The organism is Ensifer sp. NPDC090286 (assembly GCF_044769565.1).
Lineage (GTDB): Bacteria > Pseudomonadota > Alphaproteobacteria > Rhizobiales > Rhizobiaceae > Ensifer.
Genome location: NZ_JBIVYF010000002.1, coordinates 640,124 through 662,250 on the forward strand (window position 1 = coordinate 640,124; position 22,127 = coordinate 662,250).

General features: G+C 62.6%; 24 protein-coding genes. 17 read left to right on the forward strand and 7 right to left on the reverse strand.

The genetic code is table 11. The features are described from left to right. The first annotated feature begins 17 nt into the window (after window positions 1–17). From ACIQUG_RS13120 to ACIQUG_RS13130, 3 genes are all read left to right on the forward strand, one after another. On the forward strand, window positions 18–701 hold the full coding sequence (locus ACIQUG_RS13120) for a helix-turn-helix domain-containing protein (RefSeq protein WP_402322041.1): 684 nt from the start codon (window positions 18–20) through the stop codon (window positions 699–701). 10 nt (window positions 702–711) lie between these two features. Continuing rightward, a complete protein-coding gene (locus ACIQUG_RS13125) occupies window positions 712–2,301 on the forward strand; it encodes an ABC transporter substrate-binding protein (protein WP_402322043.1) in 1,590 nt (529 codons plus the stop codon). Between the two features lie 125 nt (window positions 2,302–2,426). Next, window positions 2,427–2,855, forward strand: coding sequence for an OsmC family protein (locus ACIQUG_RS13130; RefSeq protein ID WP_402322046.1), 429 nt, complete (start codon window positions 2,427–2,429; stop codon window positions 2,853–2,855). A gap of 89 nt (window positions 2,856–2,944) precedes the next feature. Here the strand turns inward: ACIQUG_RS13130 and ACIQUG_RS13135 are convergent, their stop codons facing one another. The 5 genes from ACIQUG_RS13135 to ACIQUG_RS13155 form a co-directional block, all read right to left on the reverse strand. Further along, entirely contained in the window at window positions 2,945–4,240 is a 1,296-nt protein-coding gene (locus ACIQUG_RS13135; protein WP_402322048.1) for an MFS transporter, read from the reverse strand. A 184-nt stretch (window positions 4,241–4,424) separates the two neighbouring features. Beyond that, the gene (locus ACIQUG_RS13140) at window positions 4,425–4,820 is read right to left on the reverse strand and encodes a MarR family winged helix-turn-helix transcriptional regulator (RefSeq protein WP_402322051.1); all 396 of its coding nucleotides are present in this window, start codon (window positions 4,818–4,820) and stop codon (window positions 4,425–4,427) included. A gap of 68 nt (window positions 4,821–4,888) precedes the next feature. Further along, entirely contained in the window at window positions 4,889–5,413 is a 525-nt protein-coding gene (locus tag ACIQUG_RS13145) for a GNAT family N-acetyltransferase (RefSeq protein ID WP_402322054.1), read from the reverse strand. 16 nt (window positions 5,414–5,429) lie between these two features. Continuing rightward, window positions 5,430–5,951 carry a hypothetical protein gene (locus tag ACIQUG_RS13150; RefSeq protein ID WP_402322057.1) on the reverse strand — a complete coding sequence of 174 codons (522 nt, stop codon included), beginning with the start codon at window positions 5,949–5,951 and terminating at the stop codon, window positions 5,430–5,432. Between the two features lie 50 nt (window positions 5,952–6,001). Further along, window positions 6,002–6,427, reverse strand: a complete 426-nt coding sequence (locus tag ACIQUG_RS13155) for an Lrp/AsnC family transcriptional regulator (RefSeq protein WP_043613515.1) — start codon at window positions 6,425–6,427, stop codon at window positions 6,002–6,004. A 92-nt stretch (window positions 6,428–6,519) separates the two neighbouring features. Here ACIQUG_RS13155 and ACIQUG_RS13160 point away from each other — a divergent pair, with 92 nt between their 5' ends. The 8 genes from ACIQUG_RS13160 (at window position 6,520) to ACIQUG_RS13195 (ending at window position 13,780) form a co-directional block, all read left to right on the forward strand. Beyond that, window positions 6,520–7,602: an ornithine cyclodeaminase gene (locus tag ACIQUG_RS13160; protein ID WP_402323029.1), complete on the forward strand. Its 1,083-nt coding sequence runs from the start codon at window positions 6,520–6,522 to the stop codon at window positions 7,600–7,602. A 1-nt stretch (window position 7,603) separates the two neighbouring features. Next, entirely contained in the window at window positions 7,604–8,575 is a 972-nt protein-coding gene (gene ctlX, locus ACIQUG_RS13165) for a citrulline utilization hydrolase CtlX (RefSeq protein ID WP_402322061.1), read from the forward strand. Window positions 8,576–8,606: 31 nt separating this feature from the next. Then, window positions 8,607–9,410: a dimethylarginine dimethylaminohydrolase family protein gene (locus ACIQUG_RS13170; protein WP_043613513.1), complete on the forward strand. Its 804-nt coding sequence runs from the start codon at window positions 8,607–8,609 to the stop codon at window positions 9,408–9,410. Between the two features lie 28 nt (window positions 9,411–9,438). Then, a complete protein-coding gene (locus tag ACIQUG_RS13175; protein ID WP_077964471.1) occupies window positions 9,439–10,239 on the forward strand; it encodes a transporter substrate-binding domain-containing protein in 801 nt (266 codons plus the stop codon). Between the two features lie 164 nt (window positions 10,240–10,403). Further along, window positions 10,404–11,117, forward strand: a complete 714-nt coding sequence (locus tag ACIQUG_RS13180) for an ABC transporter permease (protein WP_043613509.1) — start codon at window positions 10,404–10,406, stop codon at window positions 11,115–11,117. Then, window positions 11,117–11,818, forward strand: a complete 702-nt coding sequence (locus ACIQUG_RS13185; protein WP_402322066.1) for an ABC transporter permease — start codon at window positions 11,117–11,119, stop codon at window positions 11,816–11,818. Before ACIQUG_RS13180 ends, ACIQUG_RS13185 begins: the two co-directional genes overlap by 1 nt. Before the next feature lie 35 nt (window positions 11,819–11,853). Then, window positions 11,854–12,618 (forward strand): ABC transporter ATP-binding protein, encoded by a 765-nt coding sequence (locus ACIQUG_RS13190; protein ID WP_402322069.1) that lies wholly within the window; start codon window positions 11,854–11,856, stop codon window positions 12,616–12,618. 10 nt (window positions 12,619–12,628) lie between these two features. After that, window positions 12,629–13,780: a M20 aminoacylase family protein gene (locus tag ACIQUG_RS13195; RefSeq protein WP_402322072.1), complete on the forward strand. Its 1,152-nt coding sequence runs from the start codon at window positions 12,629–12,631 to the stop codon at window positions 13,778–13,780. A gap of 26 nt (window positions 13,781–13,806) precedes the next feature. On the opposite strand, the gene ACIQUG_RS13200 is transcribed toward ACIQUG_RS13195, so the two are convergent. Together ACIQUG_RS13200 and ACIQUG_RS13205 are read right to left on the reverse strand one after the other, a co-directional pair. Further along, window positions 13,807–15,183, reverse strand: a complete 1,377-nt coding sequence (locus tag ACIQUG_RS13200; RefSeq protein WP_402322075.1) for an FAD-containing oxidoreductase — start codon at window positions 15,181–15,183, stop codon at window positions 13,807–13,809. Then, the gene (locus tag ACIQUG_RS13205; RefSeq protein WP_402322078.1) at window positions 15,180–15,647 is read right to left on the reverse strand and encodes a DUF4126 domain-containing protein; all 468 of its coding nucleotides are present in this window, start codon (window positions 15,645–15,647) and stop codon (window positions 15,180–15,182) included. Before ACIQUG_RS13205 ends, ACIQUG_RS13200 begins: the two co-directional genes overlap by 4 nt. 333 nt (window positions 15,648–15,980) lie before the next feature. Between ACIQUG_RS13205 and ACIQUG_RS13210 the strand changes: the two genes are divergently transcribed. From ACIQUG_RS13210 to ACIQUG_RS13235, 6 genes are all read left to right on the forward strand, one after another. Further along, entirely contained in the window at window positions 15,981–16,892 is a 912-nt protein-coding gene (locus ACIQUG_RS13210) for an ABC transporter substrate-binding protein (protein WP_205236654.1), read from the forward strand. 98 nt (window positions 16,893–16,990) lie between these two features. Continuing rightward, on the forward strand, window positions 16,991–18,160 hold the full coding sequence (locus ACIQUG_RS13215; protein WP_402322081.1) for an ABC transporter permease: 1,170 nt from the start codon (window positions 16,991–16,993) through the stop codon (window positions 18,158–18,160). Next, entirely contained in the window at window positions 18,157–19,095 is a 939-nt protein-coding gene (locus ACIQUG_RS13220; protein ID WP_402322084.1) for an ABC transporter ATP-binding protein, read from the forward strand. The genes ACIQUG_RS13215 and ACIQUG_RS13220 overlap by 4 nt, the downstream gene beginning before the upstream one ends. After that, window positions 19,095–19,832: an ABC transporter permease gene (locus ACIQUG_RS13225; protein WP_402322088.1), complete on the forward strand. Its 738-nt coding sequence runs from the start codon at window positions 19,095–19,097 to the stop codon at window positions 19,830–19,832. Before ACIQUG_RS13220 ends, ACIQUG_RS13225 begins: the two co-directional genes overlap by 1 nt. 78 nt (window positions 19,833–19,910) lie before the next feature. Next, complete coding sequence (locus tag ACIQUG_RS13230) at window positions 19,911–20,723, forward strand: pirin family protein (RefSeq protein WP_402322091.1); 813 nt, start codon at window positions 19,911–19,913, stop codon at window positions 20,721–20,723. 241 nt (window positions 20,724–20,964) lie between these two features. Continuing rightward, window positions 20,965–22,122, forward strand: coding sequence for a Gfo/Idh/MocA family protein (locus tag ACIQUG_RS13235; protein ID WP_043613483.1), 1,158 nt, complete (start codon window positions 20,965–20,967; stop codon window positions 22,120–22,122). The last annotated feature ends 5 nt before the right edge of the window (window positions 22,123–22,127 follow it).

Sequence of the window (22,127 nt, forward strand, 5' to 3'; positions counted from 1 at the left end):
CGGGAGGAATAACCGCTGTGAGCGATCCGTCTGAGGATACGCAAGCCGCCTCGGGCAAATCGGCCGGGGCAGGGCAGCCGAAGGTGGGCGCGCTGGTGCGTGCGCGCCGCCGGCAGATGCATATGACATTGCAGGCGCTCAGCGATGCGGCCGGCGTTTCGGTCGGCTATCTCAGCCAGATCGAGCGCGATCTCGCCATGCCGTCACTCGGCACGCTGGCGCAAATAGCCCAAGGGCTCGGCGCCGAACTCAACCATTTCATCCTTGCCCCGGCGATCGACACAGGGCTCTCGCGTGCCGAAGGCCGCATGGTGTTTTCGGTCGGCGGCTCGCCCGTTTCCTACGAGCGCATCGGTGCGGATTTTGCCGGCAACCAGCTGTCGAGCTTTGTTATCACCATTCCGCCGGGGCATCGGTCCGAGGTCTTCAGCCACGAGGGCGAAGAGCTCGTCTACATGCTCGAAGGCGAAATCCTGTTCGGGCTCGACGGCGACGACACCATGCTTTCGCCCGGAGACGGTCTGCATTTTCGCGGCATCCAGCCGCATTACTGGTGGAACAAGACTGACAGGCCCGTGCGGCTGATATGGACCGGCACGCTGCCGCTCTTCCGCCTGCGCGCCCCCCAATCCAACGAGACCGGCGGGCCGCAATCGGCGCTGAAGCCGGCACCCACAAAAACCAAGCCTCATCGAAAATAGGAGAATGATGATGAGAATGTTCAAGGCCGCGGTCTTCGCGGCGTCCCTGATGATGAGCGTGGCGCCGGCCGCACTCGCCGAAACGCCAGCGGATGTGCTGGTCGTCGCCCAGAATATCGACGACATCGTCAGCATCGATCCGGCCGAGGCTTACGAGTTTTCCTCGGGCGAGTACGTTACCCAGACCTATGACCGCCTGGTGCAGTACGATGCGCCCGACGTGAAGAAGCTGGCGCCGGGTCTTGCCTCCGAATGGACGGCCGACGATGCCGCCAAGACGATCACCTTCACGCTGCGTGATGGCGTCACCTTCTCCTCGGGCAACCCGCTGCGCGGCGACGACGTCGTCTACTCCTTCAAGCGCGTCGTCGTTCTCAACAAGGCGCCGGCCTTCATTCTGACGCAGCTCGGCTGGACCCCTGAGAACATCGACAAGATGGTGACCGCCGACGGCAACAAGGTCACGATCAAGTACGAAGGCGACTTCTCGTCGGCCTTCGTGCTCAACGTTCTCGCCGCCCGCCCGGCTTCGGTCGTCGATGCGGAAACCGTCAAGGCCAACGAGGCTGACGGCGACTTCGGCAATGCCTGGCTGAAGGCCAATTCGGCTGGTTCGGGTCCGTTCGTTCTCAAGGCCTTCCGCGCCGGCGAACTCTTGAACCTTGCCAGCAACCCGAACTACTTCGGCGGCGCTCCGGCAATCAAGGGCGTCATCATCCGCCACGTGGCCGAAGCCGCGACCCAGCAGTTGATGCTGCAGACCGGCGACGTCGACATGGCGAAGAACCTGACGCCGGACCAGGTGTCGGGTCTCGAAGGCAAGGACGGCGTAAAGGTCGAATCCTACCCGCAGGCCGCCGTGCACTTCCTGTCGTTCAACCAGAAGGACGCAGCCCTGCAGCCGCCGGCCGTCTGGGAAGCTGCGCGTTACCTCGTCGATTACAAGGGCATGACCGACAGCTTCCTCAAGGGCCAGATGGATGTTCACCAGGCCTTCTGGCCGAAGGGCTTCCCGGGTTCGCTCGATGAAACGCCTTACAGCTACGACGTTGAAAAGGCGAAGAAGATCCTCGCCGATGCCGGCATCAAGACGCCGATCAAGGTGACCCTCGACGTCATCAACTCGACGCCGTTCACCGACATGGCGCAGTCGCTGCAGGCCTCGTTTGCCGAAGCCGGTATCAACTTCGAAATCGTCCCGGGCACCGGCAGCCAGGTCATCACCAAGTACCGCGCCCGCACGCATGAAGCCATGCTGCTCTATTGGGGCCCGGATTTCATGGACCCGCATTCGAACGCCAAGGCCTTCGCCTACAACGAAGACAATGCCGACGACAAGTACCAGTCGACGACCACCTGGCGTAACGGCTGGGCGGTTCCGGCCGAACTCAACGAGGCGACCAAGGCAGCCCTCAAGGAAGCCGATCCCGCCAAGCGCGACGCGCTTTACGTCGACCTGCAGCGCAAGGTGCAGGAAAAGTCGCCGATCGTGATCATGTTCCAGGCTGCGACCCAGGTCGCGATGAAGGACAAGGTTGAAGGCTACGTCAACGGCGCCACCTCCGACTTCGTCTTCTACCGCCTGGTGAAGAAGAACTGATCGGCCAGCGATCGCCCTTGCGCCGATGAGAAAAAGGCGCACATATCAAAACGCCCTGGGTCTTCCGGCCCGGGGCGACGTGTTTCTACCGATTGGTTTGATCAAGTTCTGGGAAGGTTTGCGAAATGGCGGATGTGAAGGTGAGAACGCGGGAAACCGGTGCGACGGCGGTCGTCGGCAAGACCGGCTTTCCGCATGTGACGTCGGTGACCGGCGGCGAACTCGATATCGTCACCGGCCCGTCGCAGGCCGGCTACGGCCCGCTCGACCTGCTCTATGCGTCGCTCGCAAGCTGCCTGGTGCTGAGCGCCCGCATTGCCGCCAGCCGATTTGGCGTGCTCGACCGGCTGACGGAAGTGAGCGCCAAGGTGACCGGCGAGAAGGCCTATGACGAGCCCTCCCGTGTGGCGAAGTTCAACATCGTCTTCGATATCAATGGCGATTTCGACGACACGGTCCGCCATGCGATCGCGGAAGCGGCCGAAAACGAAATCTGCACCGTCAGCAACACGATCCGCGGCAATCCGGAATTCGTCACGACGTTCGGCCACTGACCTTCGGGGTCTCCAGATCTAAAACAAAAAAAGGGCTGGCTGCCATTGGCAGCCCGCCCTTTTTTGATGCATCCACTGCTGAGACCCATTCAGGCCGGTTGCGGGGTGAGCGCCTCCGGTTGGCGCCGGCCGATGGTCAACACCAAGAGGGCTGCGACGATGCAGAGCATACCGGCCGCTATCAGGGCTGGCGTATAGGTCTCCAGCGACGTGCGGCTGGCCCCGGCGAGAAAGGTGGCGCTGGCGGCTCCGAGCTGATGACCGGTGAAAACCCAACCGAAGACAAGGGCGGCGCGCTCCGGTCCGAAGCGTTCGGCCGAGAGCTTCACGGTCGGCGGCACGGTCGCGACCCAATCCAGCCCGTAGAAGACCGCAAAGATCGACAGCGTGTAGATGTTGAAGCCGCTGAACGGCAGGAACATCAGCGACAGGCCGCGCAGACCATAGAACCAGAAGAGCAGCCAGCGGTTGTCGTAACGATCCGACAGCCAGCCGGAGCCGATGGTGCCGATCAGGTCGAACACGCCGATCAGTGCCAGCAGGCTTGCCGCGGCAACCGGGGCAATACCAACATCGCCGCAGATCGAAACCCAGTGGGTCTGGATCAGTCCGTTGGTGCTGAAGCCGCAGACGAAGAAGGTGGCAAACAGCACCCAGAAGGTGTTGGTCCTGGCGGCGTCGACGAGCGCCCGGATCGGTGCGATCAGCAGTTCCCCGAAGCTCTTCGCCTTTGGCGGTGTCGGAGCCATCTGCTTCGAGCCGAAGGGCGCAAGGCCGAGGTCGCCAGGGCGATCCTGCATGAAAAGCAGGACCAGCGTGAAGGCCGCAAGCAGGATAACGATGATCAGCGTCAGCGCCGAGCGCCACCCGATCGTTTCGGTGAGGGATGCAAGAAGCGGTAGGAAGACGAGTTGCCCGGTGGCGTTGCTGGCGGTCATCAGCCCGACGACGAGCCCGCGTCGCTTGTCGAACCAGCGCGTCGCGACCGTGGCCCCGAGCACAAGCGCCGTCATGCCGGTACCGACGCCGAGCACTACGCCCCAGATAGCGACCAGGTGCCAGAGTTCCGTCATGTAGAAGGAGGCGGCGATTCCGGAGATGATCAGGATCAGTGCCGTGGAGACGACCGGGCGCACGCCGAAATGGTTCATGAAGGATGCAGCGAACGGACCGAGCAGACCGAAAAGGCAAAGCCGGATGGCGAGCGCCAGCGAGATTTGCGCATTTGTCCAGCCGAATTCAGTCTCGAGCGGCTTGATCAGTACGCCGGCCGAGCCCATGGCGCCGGCGGTTGACAGCATGACCAGAAAGGTGACGGCGGCGACAGCCCAGCCGTAATGGATATTGCGTCTGGCAAGATAACGCGCAAGCGCCGGACCGAGCATCGTCGATTTCCTTCTGTCTATGTTTTCGGGCATGCGATAGCGCTGCGCGGGCGGTTGGGAGCGCAGGTCGCAGATTGAACCGTTGTTGGCAGTATTCTTCCGGTTCCGGGCAGCGCAGGCTGCCTGGATCATCCTGGCCAAAAGTCGCAGACTGCGACCAGAAAGTTGATCTGGAAACGAGGCGCTAAAGCGCCAGCAGCAGGTCCTCCAGCTGGGCGGTGGCGTCGGCTCCCAGCCGACCCTCGATCTCGTCCTGGGCGGCCTGCCAGAGCGGTGCGGCGTCAGCCAGTATCCGGTGGCCGCTCTCGGTCAATTCGACGATGGCCTCCCGCTGGTCCTTTCCGCTTCCCGTCGCGGCCAATCCCATTCCCTCCAACACCTTGACGTTGCGACTGACCGTTGATCGCTCGAGTTCGATCTTCCGGCCAAGCTCGGTCATCGAGATCGGTTCATCGCGCGCGATGTGCCGAAGCAGGCTGAACTGAGCAAGGTTGAGGCCAATCGGATGAAGTGCATCGTCATAGACGGATGTCACTCTCCGGGTGGCTTTGCGTAGGAGGGCACAGTAGCAACGAGACATTATGTGTGTATATACACGCAAATGATTGACGTCAAGCGTTCCGTGGCGCGAGGCACTGTTCGGAGCGATTAGCGGTTCAAGCGAAACTGAAGAACGTGGTTGGGATAAGCCTGGTCGCCGATGATGAAATGGGTTTCTCCTGCCCTCTCAAAACCGTTCGCGAGGTAGAAGGCCGTGGCCTTTTCATTTTCAGCGTTCACTGCCAGCCACGTGCTTGGCTGGTCAGTGTCCCGGCAGAATTGCAGGCCGGTTTTCAGGAGAGCTTTCCCGAGGCCGCGACCATGGTGGCGGGGTTGGACGTAGAGCGTCGTGATTTCCAGGTCGGAGGCGATGCCCACCGGCGCTTGCGAATTCGCCGACATGTGCAAGAAGCCGTCGATGCCGACGGCGTTCTGCGAAACCCAGACGGTCTCGTTGCCGTCGCGCAGGATCTCTTCGAAGCGCGCGGTGGTAAACTGCTCCAGCGCATAGTCGGCAAAGAATGCGTTGACGCCTTCCCTGATGTACGTGTGCAGCCAGACTTCCAGGCTGATCGCCGCAAGACTGGAGGCATCCGCCATGGTCGCGCGTCTGATCGTCGTCTCGTTCGTCATGCGGCTCTTCTCGGTCTCAATCGACGAAAGCTTCGAGTTCTTTGTCGAACTCGACCTCGACGACGTTGTTGAAGAGCGCCGTCGCTACCATGATGCCGGCGAAGGCGACGAGGTCGACCAGCGCCTTGGCGTTGTAGCGCGCCTTGAGGCCCGTCCAGATTTCCTCCGGAACGGCATTGCTGTCGGCGACGATCGCGCGACCGAAGGCGATCAGGCGCTGTTCGTCTTCGCTCGGCACGACCGTATGAAAATCGATGCCGGCATTGGCAAAGGCGCGGCGGAAGAAGCCCATGGCGATCGGCGACTTCATCGCTTCCGAGATGGAATGGGAGAGGAACCAGATCGCCCGGTCGTCGAGGGCCGGGCGCAGTTCCTCGCGCAACGTGAACCATTCCGCATAGATGCGGTGCGCGACCGGTGAATGCAGGAGCGTGCGCTTCATGTTGGTCATGCGGCCGCGTACGCGGACCTCCTCGTCATGCGCGGCGCGGATATCGTCGGAAGCGGTGTCGTAGTCGATCTGGGGGATATGGCTCATTATCATGCCTGTCTTGGTGGCGCGAGCTGCGCAGATGATGGTTAGAAGCGTTAGACGGTGCTGAGCAGGATGCTCGTTTCGCTGTTCGACACGCCGTCGACGTCGCGCACTTCGCGCAGGATGCGATCGAAATCGCTGAGGCTGTTGGCGCGGATTTCGGCGACCAGGTCCCAGCCGCCATTGGTGGTGTGCAGCGCATAGAGTTCGGGCAGGCCGCGCAGGTACTTGATCACCTTGGTGGTGTTGCGGCCGCTCACCTCGATCATCATGATCGCACGGATGGCGCGATCGTCATAATCCTGCCGCACGCGCAGGGTGAAGCCGAGCACCGCCCCGCTCTCGAGCAGCCGGTCGATGCGAGTCTGCACGGTCGCCCTCGATATGCCGAGCACGGCCGCGATCTTGGAGTAGGGCGCGCGGCCGTCTTCTCGCAGGAGCGAGATGAGCTGGTGATCGAGGTCATCGAAGATATGCATGAAAGATGTATATTACGATTGCGCAAATTGCTCAATATACCGTTCAATTTTGCGCAAGTTTAAAATTTCAACTCACTTCTTGCAAGCCTACGCTGACTTCATCGAATTTCTCCGATGGAGTTTTAAACGTGGTTCAGTATGTCGGTGTCGGCAACGTAATCGAGCTGGTCAAATCGATCGGCATTGAGACGTTCCTTGTGGGTCTTGCGGAATATATCGAGGACGATTTCCGCCGCTGGAACGCATTCGAGAAAACCCCGCGGCTTGCGAGCCACTCGAAGACGGGTGTCATCGAGCTGATGCCGACCTCCGATGGCGAGCATTACGGCTTCAAATACGTCAACGGCCACCCGAAAAACCCCAATGTCGGCCTGCAGACGGTGACCGCCTTCGGCGTTCTCTCCGATGTCAGCACCGGTTACCCCTGTCTCGTTTCCGAGATGACGATCATGACGGGCCTGCGCACGGCGGCGACATCGGCGCTGGCCGCGAAGTACCTCGCTCGTCCCGACGCCCGCTCGATGGCGATCATCGGTCTCGGTGCCCAGTCCGAATTCCAGGCGCTCGCCTTCCGCGCGCTGCTCGGCGTCAAGCGGCTGCAGGTTTTCGACATCGACAGCGAAGCGGCGACCAAGTTCTGCAACAACCTCGCGGATATGGACTTCGACATCGTCGTTGCAGCCACCGCGGAAGAAGCCGTTGCTGGCGCCGACATCATCACGACCGTCACGGCCGACAAGCGCAACGCCACGATCCTCTCCGACAACATGGTCGGCGCCGGCGTGCACATCAATGCGGTCGGTGGCGATTGCCCCGGCAAGACTGAACTGCAGGGCGATATCCTGCGTCGCGCCGAAGTCTTCGTCGAATATCCGGAGCAGACCCGTATCGAAGGCGAGATCCAGCAGATGGCGCCGGACTTCCCGGTCACCGAACTCTGGCAGGTGATTGCCGGCGAGGCCGAAGGCCGTCGCTCGAGCGCCCAGATCACCATCTTCGATTCCGTCGGCTTTGCCACCGAGGACTTCTCGGCGCTGCGTTTCCTGCGCGACAAGATCCAGGGCACCCCGTTCTATACCGAGCTCGACCTGACGACGCAGCCCGAGCATCCGCGCGATCTCTATGGCCTGTTCCGGCAGCAGCCGACGGCCCCCGTCGAGCGGAGCGCTGCGTAAGATGAAGAGACTGTCCGTACAGGCGCCGAAGGGCGTCGTGATGATCCGTCCGCACCATTTCGGCCCGAACCCGATGACGGCCGAGGACAACGCCTTCCAGGCAACCGACGCGGCGCGCCAGCCATCGGCAATCGCCAAGGAGGCTTATGACGAAGTCAGCCGCATGGCTGACGGGCTCGCCGACGCCGGCGTCGCGGTTCACCTTTTCGAAGACGAAACGACGACGCGTCCCGACTCGGTCTTCCCGAACAACTGGTTCTCGACCCACTCGGGCGGTCACGTCGCGATCTATCCGATGTATTCGGAAAGCCGCCAGAGCGAGCGCCGCGCCGACATCATCGAGATGCTGAAGAACGAGTATCGTGTTCAGGACGTGATCGACTATTCCGGCCTCGAAAAGGACGGCGTCTATCTCGAAGGCACCGGCGCCATGGTGCTCGACCACATCGGCCGCGTCGCCTATGCCGCCCGCTCCAACCGCACCAATGAAGTGGCGCTGGAACGTTTCTGCACCCACTTCAATTTCGAGCCGATGATCTTCGGCGCGGTCGATCGCCAGGGCAACTCGATCTACCACACCAACGTGCTGATGTGCATCGGCACCGAGTTCGCGCTGATCGGCACGAGCATGATCCCGGATGCGGCCCGCCGCCAGGAAATCTGCGCCCGCCTGGAAGAGACCGGCCGCCAGGTCATCGACCTGACGCTGGAGCAGATCGAAAACTTCGCCGGCAATGCCATCGAACTCGATGGGGCCGACGGCCGCGTCGTCGTCATGTCGGCCCGCGCACTCGCTTCGCTCCGCTCCGACCAGATCAAGGCGCTGGAGGTCTCGGCGCGTGTTCTCGCCTTCGACGTTCCGACCATCGAGCTTGCCGGCGGGTCCGTGCGCTGCATGCTCGCTGGCGTTCACCTGTCCCGTCGGGAAAACGTGAACAAGCAACCGCTTTACGCCGCCATGTCCGATCGCTAGAAGCACCTCATCCAAGCCAAAGGTATTACAAATGTCGCAGTCACGCCCTGTCTACCAGTTCAACAACATCATCGTGCGCACCCCGTCGAAGTCGGTCGTCAACGGCCTGCGTGCCGACGATCGCGGCAACCCGACCTTTGAGGGCGTGAAGGCTGAACACGACGCCTACATCGCGGCGATGAAGGATGCGGGCGTGAAGGTCACGGTGCTGCCGGCGCTCGAAGCCTTCCCGGACTCGATCTTCGTAGAGGATCCGGCGCTGGTCTTTACCGAAGGCGCGATCCTTTTGCGTCCGGGTGCTGAGACGCGCGTCAAGGAAACGCCGGAGATCGAGCCGACGCTGCGCGCCATGTTCGAGACCGTGCTCGACCTGCCGGGCGAAGGCTTTGCCGACGGCGGCGACGTGCTGACCACCCGCGAAAGCGTGATGATCGGCCTTTCGGCCCGCACCAACAAGGTCGGCGCCGAAGCCCTTCAGGCTTGCCTGACGAAGCTCGGCCGCAAGAGCGAGATCGTCGCGACGCCGGAAGGCGTGCTGCACTTCAAGACCGATTGCTCGCTGCTTGATGACGAGACCGTGCTGTCGACCGCGCGCCTTGCCAAGTCCGGTGCGTTTGAGCGTTTCAAGCAGGTGATCATTCCAGAGGGCGAAGAGCCTGCGGCGAACGCACTGCGCGTCAACGACGTCGTCATGGTCGGCTCGGACTTCCCGCGCACGATCGAGATGCTCGACAAGCTCGGCTACAAGGTCGTGCCCATGAAGACGACGGAGATCGGCAAGATCGACGCAGGTCTGTCCTGCATGTCGCTGCGCTGGTTCAGCAACACGCTCTGATCCGACGCAATCCCCGAGGAGGAACATTATGAAGACGTTGAAGACCGCCCTGTTCGCAGGGATCGCCCTTTCCATGGCTGCTGGCAGCGCCCTTGCCGAGGACACGCTGCGCCTCGGCATGACGCCGGAGCCTTACATGCCCTTCACCCAGGTCAACGCCGGCGGTGAGTGGGAGGGCCTGGAAGCCGATCTTTCCCGTGCGCTTTGCGAGAAGATGGCCGTCAAGTGCGACATCAACCAGATGGCCTGGGACGGACTGATCCCGTCGCTCAAGGAAAACAAGATCGACTTCATCATCGGCGCCTTCTCGATCACCGACGAGCGTCGTCAGGTCGTCGATTTCTCGGCCCCGTACTACACCGAGGGCACGTCTTTCGTCGGCTCCAAGGGTGATACCAGCGAGATCAAGACAATCGACGCGGCCGATGGTTCCGGCAAGATCATCGATCCGGCAAGCGTCGAGGGCAAGATCATCGGCGTGCAGGCGTCGAGCGTCCAGTCGGCCTATGTCACCAAGTACCTGACCGGCGCCGAAGCCAAGAGCTACGATACCGCCGACAATTCGGTCGCAGACCTCATTGCCGGCCGCGTCGACTACGTGCTGATCCCCGATCTCTATATCCAGACGTTCCTCAAGACGCCTGAGGGTGCGGACTACGAGGTCAAGGTCGAAGTGCCGAAGAACGTCACGCTCGGTGAAGGTGTCGCCTATGCCGTGCGCAAGGGCGATGCCGCAACGCTCGACAAGGTCAATGCCGGCCTTGCTGCCCTGGAAAAGGACGGCACGACGCAGAAGCTCGTCGACAAGTGGATCTTCGGCAAGAAGTGATCGCATGACTTGGAAGCCGGCGGCGGTCTTGGATCGCCGCCGGCCTCGATCGCCAAACCGGCCGCAGCGTCGGGGCACCATCGCAGCAGGCGCGACAGCATCTTCCCGACCTGAGGGCGGGCGGCGCCGGGGCTGACGAGACACTCGGGAACAGGTAACGACGGATGGACTATTACTGGCAATTGCTTGCCTGGGGCGGCGAGGGCTGGGGCGACGACTTCGCCTGGGGCCTGCTGATGACCTTGCAGGTATCCGTGGTCGCCTATGCGGTTGCGGTTCTCTTCGGTTTCCTCGGGGCTGCCGGTAAACTGTCGAAACACCGCGTCCCGCGGTTTCTCGCCGACATCTACACGACGGTCGTGCGCTCGCTTCCTGAGCTGCTCGTCATCCTGCTTCTCTATTTCTCGGTAGCAAGCGGCGCCGAACGGCTGTTGAAACACTTCGGCCTCGTTGCCGAGAGCTTCCAGTTCAGCCCGTTCTGGGCGGCCATCATCGCGCTCGCCTTCGTTTCCGGCGCCTTCATGACCGAGGTGCTGCGCTCCGCCTTCCTTTCGGTGCCGCCGGGCCAGATCGAGGCGGCGGTCTCGATCGGCATGTCCAGGCAGAAGATCTTCACCCGTATCGTCTTCCCGCAGATGATGCGCCACGCGGTTCCCGGCATGGGCAATCTCTGGCTGTCGATCACCAAGGAAAGCGCCATCATCAGCGTGCTCGGCTCCTTCAGCGAGCTGCTCTACACCGGCTATCGCGCTGCAGCCGGCACCAAGCAGTACATCTTTTTCTATGGGCTGACGGCCATCCTGTTCCTGGCGATCACGCTCGTTTCCGTGCTGGTGATCGCTCAGATCGAACGCCGCCTCAACCGGGGGCACCACTGATGGATACGATCTCCAACGTCCTCGGTTTTCTACCGGCGCTGCTCAAGGCCACTCCGCTGACGCTGCTGCTGACGGCCGTCGCCGGCGTCTTCGGTCTGGTCATCGGCACCCTCGTCGCGCTCGCCCGGCTTTCCGGCCGCCGTATCCTGTCGGTGCCGGCCTATGTTTTCACCTTCGCCTTCCGCGGCACGCCGCTGCTCGTGCAGATCTATCTGGTCTACTATGGCCTTGGGCAAGTCCTGCCCGGCACCTGGGTGCGCCACAGTTTCCTTTGGCCCTATCTGCGTGATGGCCTGTGGTATGCGATCTTTGCGCTCAGTCTCAACCAGGCGTCCTACAATGCCGAGGTTATCCGCGGCGCGATCAAGGCAATCCCGCGCGGACAGATCGAAGCGGCAAAATCGATCGGCATGCGCTCGTCGATGATCCTTCGCCGCATCACCCTGCCGCAGGCATTCCGCTCCTGCCTGCCGGTGCTGACGGGCGACCTGATCATCTTGCTGAAGACGACGTCGCTCGCCTCGACGATCACCGTGCTTGAGGTGATGGGCACCGCCCGCATCCTGCAGCGCCAGTCGCTGTTGACCTTCGAGCCGCTGATTGCCGCCGGCATCATCTATTTCACCGTCGTCTTCATCCTGACGCGCATCATGGGCGTCGTCGAGAAGCGGCTCACCCGCTACCGCACGGCGAAGGCATAAGAGGAGGCGCGCCAAGGCGCGCGAGAGGAACGAACATGGTCGCATCAGCGCTTTCGGTGAAGAACATTCACAAGAGCTTCGGGTCCGTCGAGGTGCTGAAAGGCGTCTCCTTCGAGGCAAAGTCCGGCGACGTCATCTCGCTGATCGGCAGCAGCGGCTCCGGCAAGAGCACGCTTCTGCGCTGCATCAACTATCTGGAGACGCCGGACGAGGGCGAGATCTCCGTCTCGGGCGAGGTGATCCGCACAGTCAAAGGCAAGGACGGCAAGTTCCATGCCGTCGACAAGCGACAGCTCGAACATATCCGCACCCGTCTCGGCATGGTGTTCCAGAGCTTCAATCTCTGGTCCCACAAGACCATCCTTGAAAATATCATCGAAGGGCCGATCCATGTGCTCGGCATGACGAAGAAGGATGCGATCGGCGAAGCCGAGCTCTTGATGGAAAAGGTCGGCATCACGCCGAAGCGCGATCACTATCCCAACCAGCTCTCCGGCGGCCAGCAGCAGCGCGCGGCAATCGCCCGGGCGCTGGCGATGAAGCCCGAGGTGATGCTTTTCGACGAGCCGACCTCGGCGCTCGATCCGGAACTCGTCAACGAGGTGCTGCTCGTCATCAAGAAGCTCGCCGAAGAGGGCCGCACCATGGTGATGGTCACCCATGAAATGTCACTCGCCCGTGATATCTCGAGTGAAGTGATCTTTCTGCATAAGGGACTGGTCGAAGAACGCGGCGCGCCCCAGCAGATGATGCGCGATCCGCAATCGGCGCGGCTGCGCCAGTTCCTGCAGATGGCTTGAGGAGGCCGAAATGCGCGACGCCAATTTTTCCGAATTCCTGCCCGAGCTCGTCGACATCCGCCACACGCTGCACGAAATGCCCGAGATCGGCCTTTCCGAGGTGAAGACCTCCGAGTTCGTCGCCGGCCTCTTGCAATCCTGGGGCTTCGAGGTCACCCGGGGTCTTGCGACAACCGGCATCGTTGCGACGCTGAAGCGCGGCAACAGCAACCGCGCCATCGGCTTTCGCGCCGATATGGACGCGCTGCCGATGCAGGAAGAGACCGGCCTTGCCTATCAGAGCAAGCATCCGGGCGCGATGCACGCCTGCGGCCATGACGGCCACACCAGCATGCTGCTCGGCGCGGCCTGGGCGCTGTCGAAGGACGAGAGCTTCAACGGCACGGTTCACCTGATCTTCCAGCCGGCCGAGGAGAATTTCGGCGGCGGCAAGCTGATGATCGAGGACGGCCTGTTCGAGCGTTTCCCTTGCGAACGGGTCTATGCGCTTCACAATTGGCCGGGCCTTCCGGTCGGCCAGTTCTCCAGCCGCGCCGGCGCCATGGCGGCATCGATCGACGTGCTGACGCTGACCATCAAGGGCAAGGGCGGCCACGGCGCGCAGCCGGAACTGACGGTCGACCCGGTCGTCGTCGGTTCCAGCGTCGTGATGGCGCTGCAGACGCTGGTCTCGCGCAACGTCTCGCCGCACCAGCCGTCCGTATTGACGGTCGGCTCGTTCCAGGCGGGTTCCGCTTCCAACATCATTCCGGATACTGCGGTGCTGGAAATCAGCATGCGCGCCATGGACCCTGTCGTCCGCAAGCAGTTGCAGGAGCGTGTCGAGCAGATCGCCCGCCTGCAAGCGGAAAGCTACAACGCCGAAGCCGTCTTCGACTGGCAGGTCGGCTATCCCGCGACGATCAACGATGCCGAGGCGGTCGAGGACGCGCGTGCGGTGATCGCCGACACGTTCGGCGCGGATGCCTATATCGAGTTGCCTGAGCCGCTGATGGGCAGCGAGGACTTCTCGTTCCTGCTGGAAAAGGTGCCGGGCGCCTATGTGCTGATCGGCAACGGCGACAGCAGCGGGCTGCACACTACCCGCTACGATTTCAACGACGACATTCTTGAGCGCGGTGCGACCTATTTCTACCAGCTCGCACGCGCAGCGCTCGTTTAAGCGCGCGGCGTCAAACGCCCGGCCGCTCAGGTGGCCGGGTGAAGGTCGCCGAAGACCGTCGGGATCAGCTCCGACACGGTCGGGTGGATATGAACCGCGTGCGTAATTGTCGTGTAGGGCTTGCCGGCATACATGACGTCGAGGATGCTCTGCACCGCCTCGTCGCCGCTCGTTCCGAGGATCGAGGCGCCGAGGATCTCCTTGCTTTCGGCGTCGACGATCACCTTCATGAAGCCTTCGGTTTCTCCCTTTTCCACGGCGCGGCCGACACGGGTCATCGGTCGCGTGCCGATGAGCAGCTTGCGCCCTGATTTGCGCGCCTCGGTTTCTGTCATGCCGGCGCGGCCAAGCGGCGGATCGATGAACAGGCCGTAGGTCGAAATGCGGTCGCTGACCTTCCGCGCCTCGCCGTCGAGCAGATTGGCGGCGATGATCTCGAAGTCGTTATAGGCGGTGTGGGTGAAGGCGCCACGGCCGTTGCAGTCGCCCATCGCGAAAATATGCGAGACGTTGGTTCTGAGCGTCTCGTCGACTTCGACATAGCCGCGAGCGTCGGTCTTGACGCCGGCGCGGTTAAGATCGAGATCGTCGGTGTTCGGCCGGCGGCCGGTCGCGAGCAGCAGGTGGGAGCCGACGATCTCGGGTGCGCCCGCCGTGCAATCCACGCCGGCGACGACATCGTCACCGCTCCTGGCAAAACGGATGCACTCGGCATTGAGGCGAAACTGGATGCCCTCCTTCTCCAGGATCGCGAGAATGGCGTCGGAAACGTCCGTATCCTCGCGGCCGATCAGCCGCGGCCCCTTCTCGATCACGGTGACTTCGGAGCTGAAGCGACGGAACATCTGCGCAAACTCGAGCCCGATATAGCTGCCGCCGACGACGATCAGGTGGCGGGGCAGGGTGTCGAGATCCATGATCGAGACGTTGGTGAGATACGGTACGTCCGCGACACCAGGGAAATCCGGGGTCGCGGCGCGCCCGCCGACATTCAGAAAGATCTGGTCGGCCGAGAGCAGCGCGTCGCCGACCCGGATTTCATGCGGGCTTTCGAAGCGCGCGTGGCCTTCGAAGACCGTGCAGTTCTCCATGCCTTTCAGCCAGTTTTCGATGTTTCCGCGGGACGTGAACCGCACCGTGTCCTTGCGCGCCATGACGCGGGCAAAGTCGATGGTGACGGGGCCGGTCGTCACGCCATAGTCTGCGCCCCGTCGCGCCAAATGCGCAGCATAGGCGCTCGCGACCATCGCCTTGGTCGGCATGCAGCCGGTGTTGACGCAGGTGCCGCCGAAGTGCTTGCGCTCGATCAGGGCGACGGTTTTGCCGGCCGCCGTGAGCCGCCCGGCAAGCGATGGGCCGGCCTGGCCAGCGCCGATGATGATAGCGTCGAAATGTTTCGTCATGAGACCGAGGACACCACCCAGAGTGCGAGGAGAACGGCAACAGCATCCTCGAGAAGGGCGATCGGCAGGTCCTTGCCGCCGATGGCCGCAACGAGGCGCTTGCGCGCTTCATAGCCGCCGAGCGTTCCGATAATTGCACCGATGACGCCGGCAACCAGTCCGGGGAGCATAGCACCTCCGACCGTGCCAAGCACGGCGCCGCAGAAAGCGCCCGAAACGATGCGGGCGCCGAACTGCTGGGGCACCTTGCGGCTTGGCGTGCTCGGCAACTGATCGCCGACGAACTCCACGAGCGCCAGAAGGCCGACGATGTAGGGCGTGAACCGGAACCCCATGAAGGCTGCCCAGGTGCCGCTGAGCGGCAGCCAGCCGGCGGCTGCGCCAATGCTGACGGCGGCGGGTGCGGTCATGGTGCGCAGGCCGGCAACCACGCCGATAAGCAGCGCGAGAAGATAGATCGACATGAATTCCCCGAACGTTCGCCGGGCGAGCCCGGCCGTCAGCCCCAGACGGGTCGGGTCGGGCGGCTTCGCGACCAAGAATGAAAGCAGTTGTTTTTGGCGGGCCGCAATCAGAGTGGCCGACAATGCCGGCCTTTGCAATCGCGCAATCACCGGCGGGTTCTCTTAGTCTATGCTTTCGATCGTCTTAGTCGTCGGCGAGATTATTCACCTGCTACAGTCTCTGCGTGCAACCCTATTTTTTGCCGGGGCCTGACATATATGGAATGCCTTGCCCCGACGGAGCGGGCGTTCCGTGATCAAACTTGCGGAGCGAAACTCGAGGAGAGACCCATCATGCGCCTGACCAGACTGCTTATCGGAACTGCCCTTGCCTTCACGCTGACTGCTGCCGCGGCGAGTGCCGATGTGGTCGTGTCCTCGAAGATCGACACGGAGGGCGGTGTGCTCGGCAACATCATCCTTGCGGTGCTCAACGCCAACAACATCAAGACGGTCGACCGCGTCCAGCTTGGGGCGACGCCGGTCGTGCGCAAGGCGATCACCGCCGGCGAGATCGACATCTATCCGGAATACACGGGCAATGCCGCCTTCTTCTTCGAAAAGGCCGACGATCCGGTCTGGAAGGATGCGGCCAAGGGCTATGAGACGGCCAAGAAGCTCGACTACGACGCCAACAAGATCGTCTGGCTGACGCCATCGCCGGCCAACAACACCTGGGCGATCGGCCTGCGCAAGGAAGTGGCCGACGAAAACAAGCTGAAGACGCTCAGCGATTTCGGCAAATATGTCGCCGGCGGCGGTAAGCTCGTGCTGGCGGCGTCGTCGGAGTTCGTGAATTCGGCCGCCGCACTGCCGGCGTTCCAGACCACCTACGGCTTCACCTTGAAGCAGGACCAACTTATCACGCTTTCCGGCGGTGATACCGCGGCAACGATCGCGGCCGCGGCAAACCAGACCAACGGCGCGAATGCGGCCATGGTCTATGGCACCGACGGTGGCATTGCGCCTTCAGGCCTCGTCGTGCTGGAAGACGACAAGGCGGTGCAGCCCGTCTATCAGCCGGCTCCCATCATCCGCGAGGCCGTACTCAAAGAAAACCCGCAGATCGAGGAACTCTTGAAGCCGGTGTTCGAGAAGCTGGACCTGGTGACGCTGCAGGAACTGAACGGCCGCGTGCAGGTCGGCGGCGAACCGGCCAAGGCGGTCGCCGAGGACTTCCTGAAGAAGAACGGTTTCCTGAAATAGGTTGACGGACACCCGGGACGCTGGTCGGATGGCCGGCGTTCCGGGATAGGCCTGCAGGTGCCGGAGACGCGCCGGCACAGGCGGGGAGGGAATGTGGTTTGAAAGCACTCCGCTTTGACAAGCTCGGAGCGATCATTGCGGCCCTGGCGCTCGGCGGCGCCTTCATCGCACCTTTTGCAACGTTTCGTGCCAATCGTATCGTCGCCGGTGAGGTCAAGTCGGTGGCCGACGCCCTGCCTGCGGGCTGGAGTACAGTGCTGCTGGCCATCGTGGTCTGCGCGGTCGTCGTCGCGCTACTGCGCTCGCCAGCCGCACTGCGTCTCGCTGCGGCCTTTGTCGCGCTCGCCACGCTGGCGCTCGGAATCGGCGTTGCCGCCACGCATCTGACGCCAGAAGCCAACACTTATGCCCGGGTGTCGCCCGCTTCGGGCTTCTGGATCATGCTTTTTGCCTTCGGGCTGCTCGCCGCTGACGCCTTGACGCGACTGCGCCCGGCGCCTTTCGTGCGCGTCGCGGTGCTCGTCGCCGTGCTTGGCTTTATCGGGATACTCTTGCTTTCCGGTACTTGGGACGGTCTTTCCATCCTGAAGGAGTATGCGAGCCGGGTGGACACATTTTGGGCCGAAGCCCGCAAGCACGTGACCCTGGCGCTCGGCTCGCTCGTCGCCGCGACCCTCGTCGGTATCCCGCTTGGTATCCTCTGCCACCGGGTCACGCGACTGCGCGACGGATTGCTCGGCGTGCTGAACGCGATCCAGACGATCCCGTCGATTGCGCTCTTCGGCATTCTCATCGCCCCGCTCGGCTGGATCGCCCTCCATGTGCCGGGCGCCGCCGCGATCGGCATTCGTGGCATCGGCGTCGCCCCGGCCTTCGTTGCGCTCTTTCTCTATTCGCTGCTGCCTGTCGTCGCCAACACCGTCGTCGGACTGGCCGGCGTTCCGCGGGACGCGAACGACGCCGCGCGTGGCATCGGCATGACCGATTGGCAACGGCTGGTCGGCATCGAATTTCCGCTGGCCTTTCCGGTGATCCTCACCGGCATCCGTATCGTGCTCGTCCAGAATATCGGCCTTGCGACCATCGCTGCGCTCATCGGCGGCGGCGGCTTCGGCGTCTTCGTTTTTCAGGGCGTCGGCCAGACCGCGATGGACCTCGTTCTGCTCGGTGCCGTCCCGACGGTCGTGCTGGCGTTCGCCGCGGCGATCGTGCTCGACGCGGTCATCGAGATGGCCACACCCAACACCAGGCAGGCAGAGGCCGCATGATCGAGATCGAGAACATCACCAAGCGTTATGGCGAAAGCACCGTTGTCGACGACGTCAGCCTGACGATCGCGCCGCGCACGGTCACGGTCGTCGTCGGCACCTCCGGCTCTGGCAAGACCACGCTTCTGCGCATGGTCAACCGGCTGGTCGAGCCGACCTCGGGCACAATCCGCCTCGACGGCGAGGACAATCGTTCGCTACCGGGTTATGAGTTGCGCCGGCGGATCGGCTACGCGATCCAGGGGCACGGTCTGTTTCCCCACCGCACCGTCGCTCAGAACATCGCGACCGTGCCGACCTTGCTCGGATGGGAACGCGCGCGCATCGATGCGAAGGTGGAGGAACTCCTGCGCCTTTTCCAGCTCGATCCTGCCGATTTCGGTCCACGCTTCCCACACGAACTTTCCGGCGGCCAGCAGCAGCGTGTCGGCGTTGCCCGGGCGCTTGCGGCCGAACCCAAGGTGCTGTTGATGGACGAGCCCTTCGGAGCGCTCGATCCGATCATCCGTGCCAAGGCGCAGGACGACCTGCTTGCCATCCAGAAACATTTTCAGACGACGATCATTCTCGTCACCCACGATATGGAAGAGGCCTTTCACCTGGCCGATCGCATCGCAGTCATGGACAAGGGCAAAGTGGTGCAGTACGCGACCCCCGCCGAAATGCTGCTGAAGCCAGCCACCCCCTTTGTCGAAAGCCTGATTGGGGCGGGCGAACGGCCCTATCGTCTATTGGCGATCGCGCCGGTTTCGAGCGCAGTGGAGCCTGGGGCCGCCGAAGGCGCGCCGATTTCGAGCGACGCCAGCCAAAGGGAAGCCCTGGCCGAACTCCTCTGGTCCGGACGAGATGCGCTGCCGGTGGCAGGTCCAGACGGCGCCGTGATCGGCAGGGTCAGTCTCAAGGGGCTGGCCAAACGCGCGGCCGGTCCAGCCTGATGCCGAAGGTCGCCACCCTCATTCGCATCGCGGTTTTCATGGCTCTGGTCGCGTTCCTGCTGCAGCCCCATTGGTTCGAGCCGCTGCTGCGACCGCTGGTGCAGGACAACGCCCCTGTCATCTACAACCAGGGAAGCCTGCTGCAGCTGACGTTCCTGCATCTGCGCACTGTGGCGCTGGCGGTAGCAGCGGCCGCGCTGGTTGCGCTTGCGCTTGCCATTCTGGTCACGCGTACCTCCGGAGCGGAATTCTTGCCGCTCTCGCGCAGCTTGGTGAACATCGGGCAGACTTTTCCGCCCGTTGCGGTGTTGGCGCTCGCGGTTCCGATCTTCGGCTTCGGCGAAAAGCCGACGCTGATTGCGCTCTTCCTCTACGGCCTGTTGCCGATTTTCGAGAATGCGCTGACGGGGCTGACGACCTTGCCTCCGTCGGTCATGGAGGCGGCGCGCGGTGCCGGCATGACGAGCGGCCAGCGGCTTCTCAAGGTAGAGCTGCCGCTGGCGATGCCGGTGATCCTGGCCGGCATCCGGCTTTCGGTCGTCATCAGCCTCGCAACCGCGACGATCGGATCGACGGTCGCCGCAAAAACGCTTGGCGAAGTGATCATCGCCGGGTTGCAGTCGAACAACCTTTCCTTCGTCGTTCAGGGTGGCCTGATCGTCGCAACGCTTGCGGTGCTTTTGCACGACGGGTTGCAGGCGGCGGAGAGGAAGCTTGCCGCGCGCATGGGCCGCTGAAGCCGCCTCACGGAACGGCCCAAGGAACGTTCGCCATTCATCGGCGTGCCAAGCCGCAGCACCGTGCTAGAATGGACGATGCTTTATCGAGGGGCCAGAAGTCCTGTCGTCAGGGATGCCGGCGGATTTGTCGCCAGGCTCAACATGCCCGGATGGCTGCTGCCCTGGCCGCGCGATCATGGCTATGGCCCTCTGGCGATGGTCGTGGAATCGATGCTTTCGCCGGGTCGGCTGATCGCCATGCACGAGCACCGCAACGACGAAATCCTGTCCTGGGTGCCGGATGGCGTCATGCGCCACAACGACCGCTCGATCGGCGAACTGGTCATCGACAGCGGACACCTGATGGTGATGAATGCGGGCACGTGCTTCTGGCATTCCGAAGAGACGTTGCCTGATGATCCGCCGCTCAGGATGCTCCAGATCCTCGTGCGCCCGCATAGTCTCGATCTGCCACCGAACATCCAGCATGGGCCGATTGCCGCCGGGGCGGTCAACGAGTGGCGGCATCTTGTCGGGCCGGAAGGTGGGAAGGCTCCCTTCTTCGTCCGCAGCGCCATCGACATTTTCGATCTCCGGCTCGAGGCCGGGGCAGGGACTGCATTTCCCCGAGTGGCAGGCCGTCACCTCTATTTCTACGTCTTCTCCGGTGCAATACAGGCGGGTCGAGCCAGTTTCTGCGCGACGGAGCAGGGTCTGTTCCCCTCCGATGAAGGCTTGGGCCTTGTCGCCACCCGCGACGCAATGGTCGTTGCGTTCCTGATCGAGCCGGATGCGCCTGTCGCGAGACGAGGGACGGTGGGCGACCACCGAAAGATCCCGCCGCCCTATCTGGCCCGACCCTTGCTCAGGCTTCTGCGCTGGCGCGACCGCCTGGTCGGAAAAACATGAGCCGTGAAAAAGATCGTTCCGCAACGTGCAGTGGTCTGGACCGCTTTCCTCCGGCCGTAGAGTTGCGCTGTGTGCACTCTCTTTAGTTGTCCATGAAATGCCTGCTTTGTCAGCATTTGCCTGAGATATGAAAATGAATTTCACAATTTTACGAAATATGCGGATTTGAGTTGACGGCCTGAAAAAACTGTCCCAGTCTGCGAAAATAAATTACGCCAAAAGGCAGGGGAACAGGACGAGCATGAAAGTTGGCATCATCGGACTCGGATTCCGTTTGGGTTATCTCGGCTATGTCTTCAAGGCCATGGACGAGAGCTTCGAAATCGCCGGATACGTCGATCCGAATCCGGCCGGTCTGGCCACGCTCACCGAAAAAGGCATCTCTCCCGGCAAGGCCTATGCAACACCGCAAGAGCTGATCGCCAACGAGAAGCTCGATCTCCTGATGATCGGCTCGCCCAACCACATGCACCTCGATCATATCCGGATCGGCCTCGAAGCCGGCCTGAAAGTCTTCAGCGAAAAACCGATCGTGACGACGATCCAGGAGAGCCTGGAACTCGCAGCGCTCATGGCGAAGTTCGGTCATGAGCGGCTGATGGTCGGTCTCGTGTTGCGCTATGCGCCCATGTACCGCGATCTCCGCCAGGCGCTTGCCGAAGGCAAGCTTGGCCAGGTGGTCTCGATCGAGGCATCCGAGCATATCGAGCCCTATCACGGCGCCTTCTTCATGCGCGACTGGCGCCGCTACGAGCGCTATTCCGGCAGCTTCATGCTGGAAAAATGCTGCCATGACCTCGACCTCTACAATGGCGTCGTCGGTGCTCGCCCGGAACGTGTCGCGAGCTTCGGTGGCCGCAAGAGCTTCATCCCCGCCAACGACCCGGCCCGCGAAGGCATCAACGACCTCGAACTCTTCCACCGCAAGCCGAGCGGCTGGATGGGGTCTGACAAGGTCTTCGACAGCGACGGCGACATCATCGACTACCAGGTTGCGATCGTCGAATACGCCAACGGCGTCGGCATGAACTTCCACACCAATCTGAACGTGCCGGATCAGTTCCGCCGCTTCTGCATCATGGGTTCGCGCGGCATGGCCGAGGGCGATTTCATTCGCGGTTACTTCGACGTGCACGAGATGCTGACCGGCAAGAAGGTCATCGAGAACAAATACAAGGCAACCGAACTGTCGCAGCACTACGGTGCCGACGAGCAGATGGCGACCGATATCATCGGCCATGTCCGCGACGGCCGGCCGCTGCCGGTTTCGACGCGCGATGCGCTGGAAGCCGGCATCCTGGCGCTCTCCATGGACGAGGCCCGGCGCAAGAAGAGCGTCATAGACCTCCGGCCCATCTGGGACCGCTTCGACGAAGCCCTGCATTCCCGCGCGGCGTAAGGGGA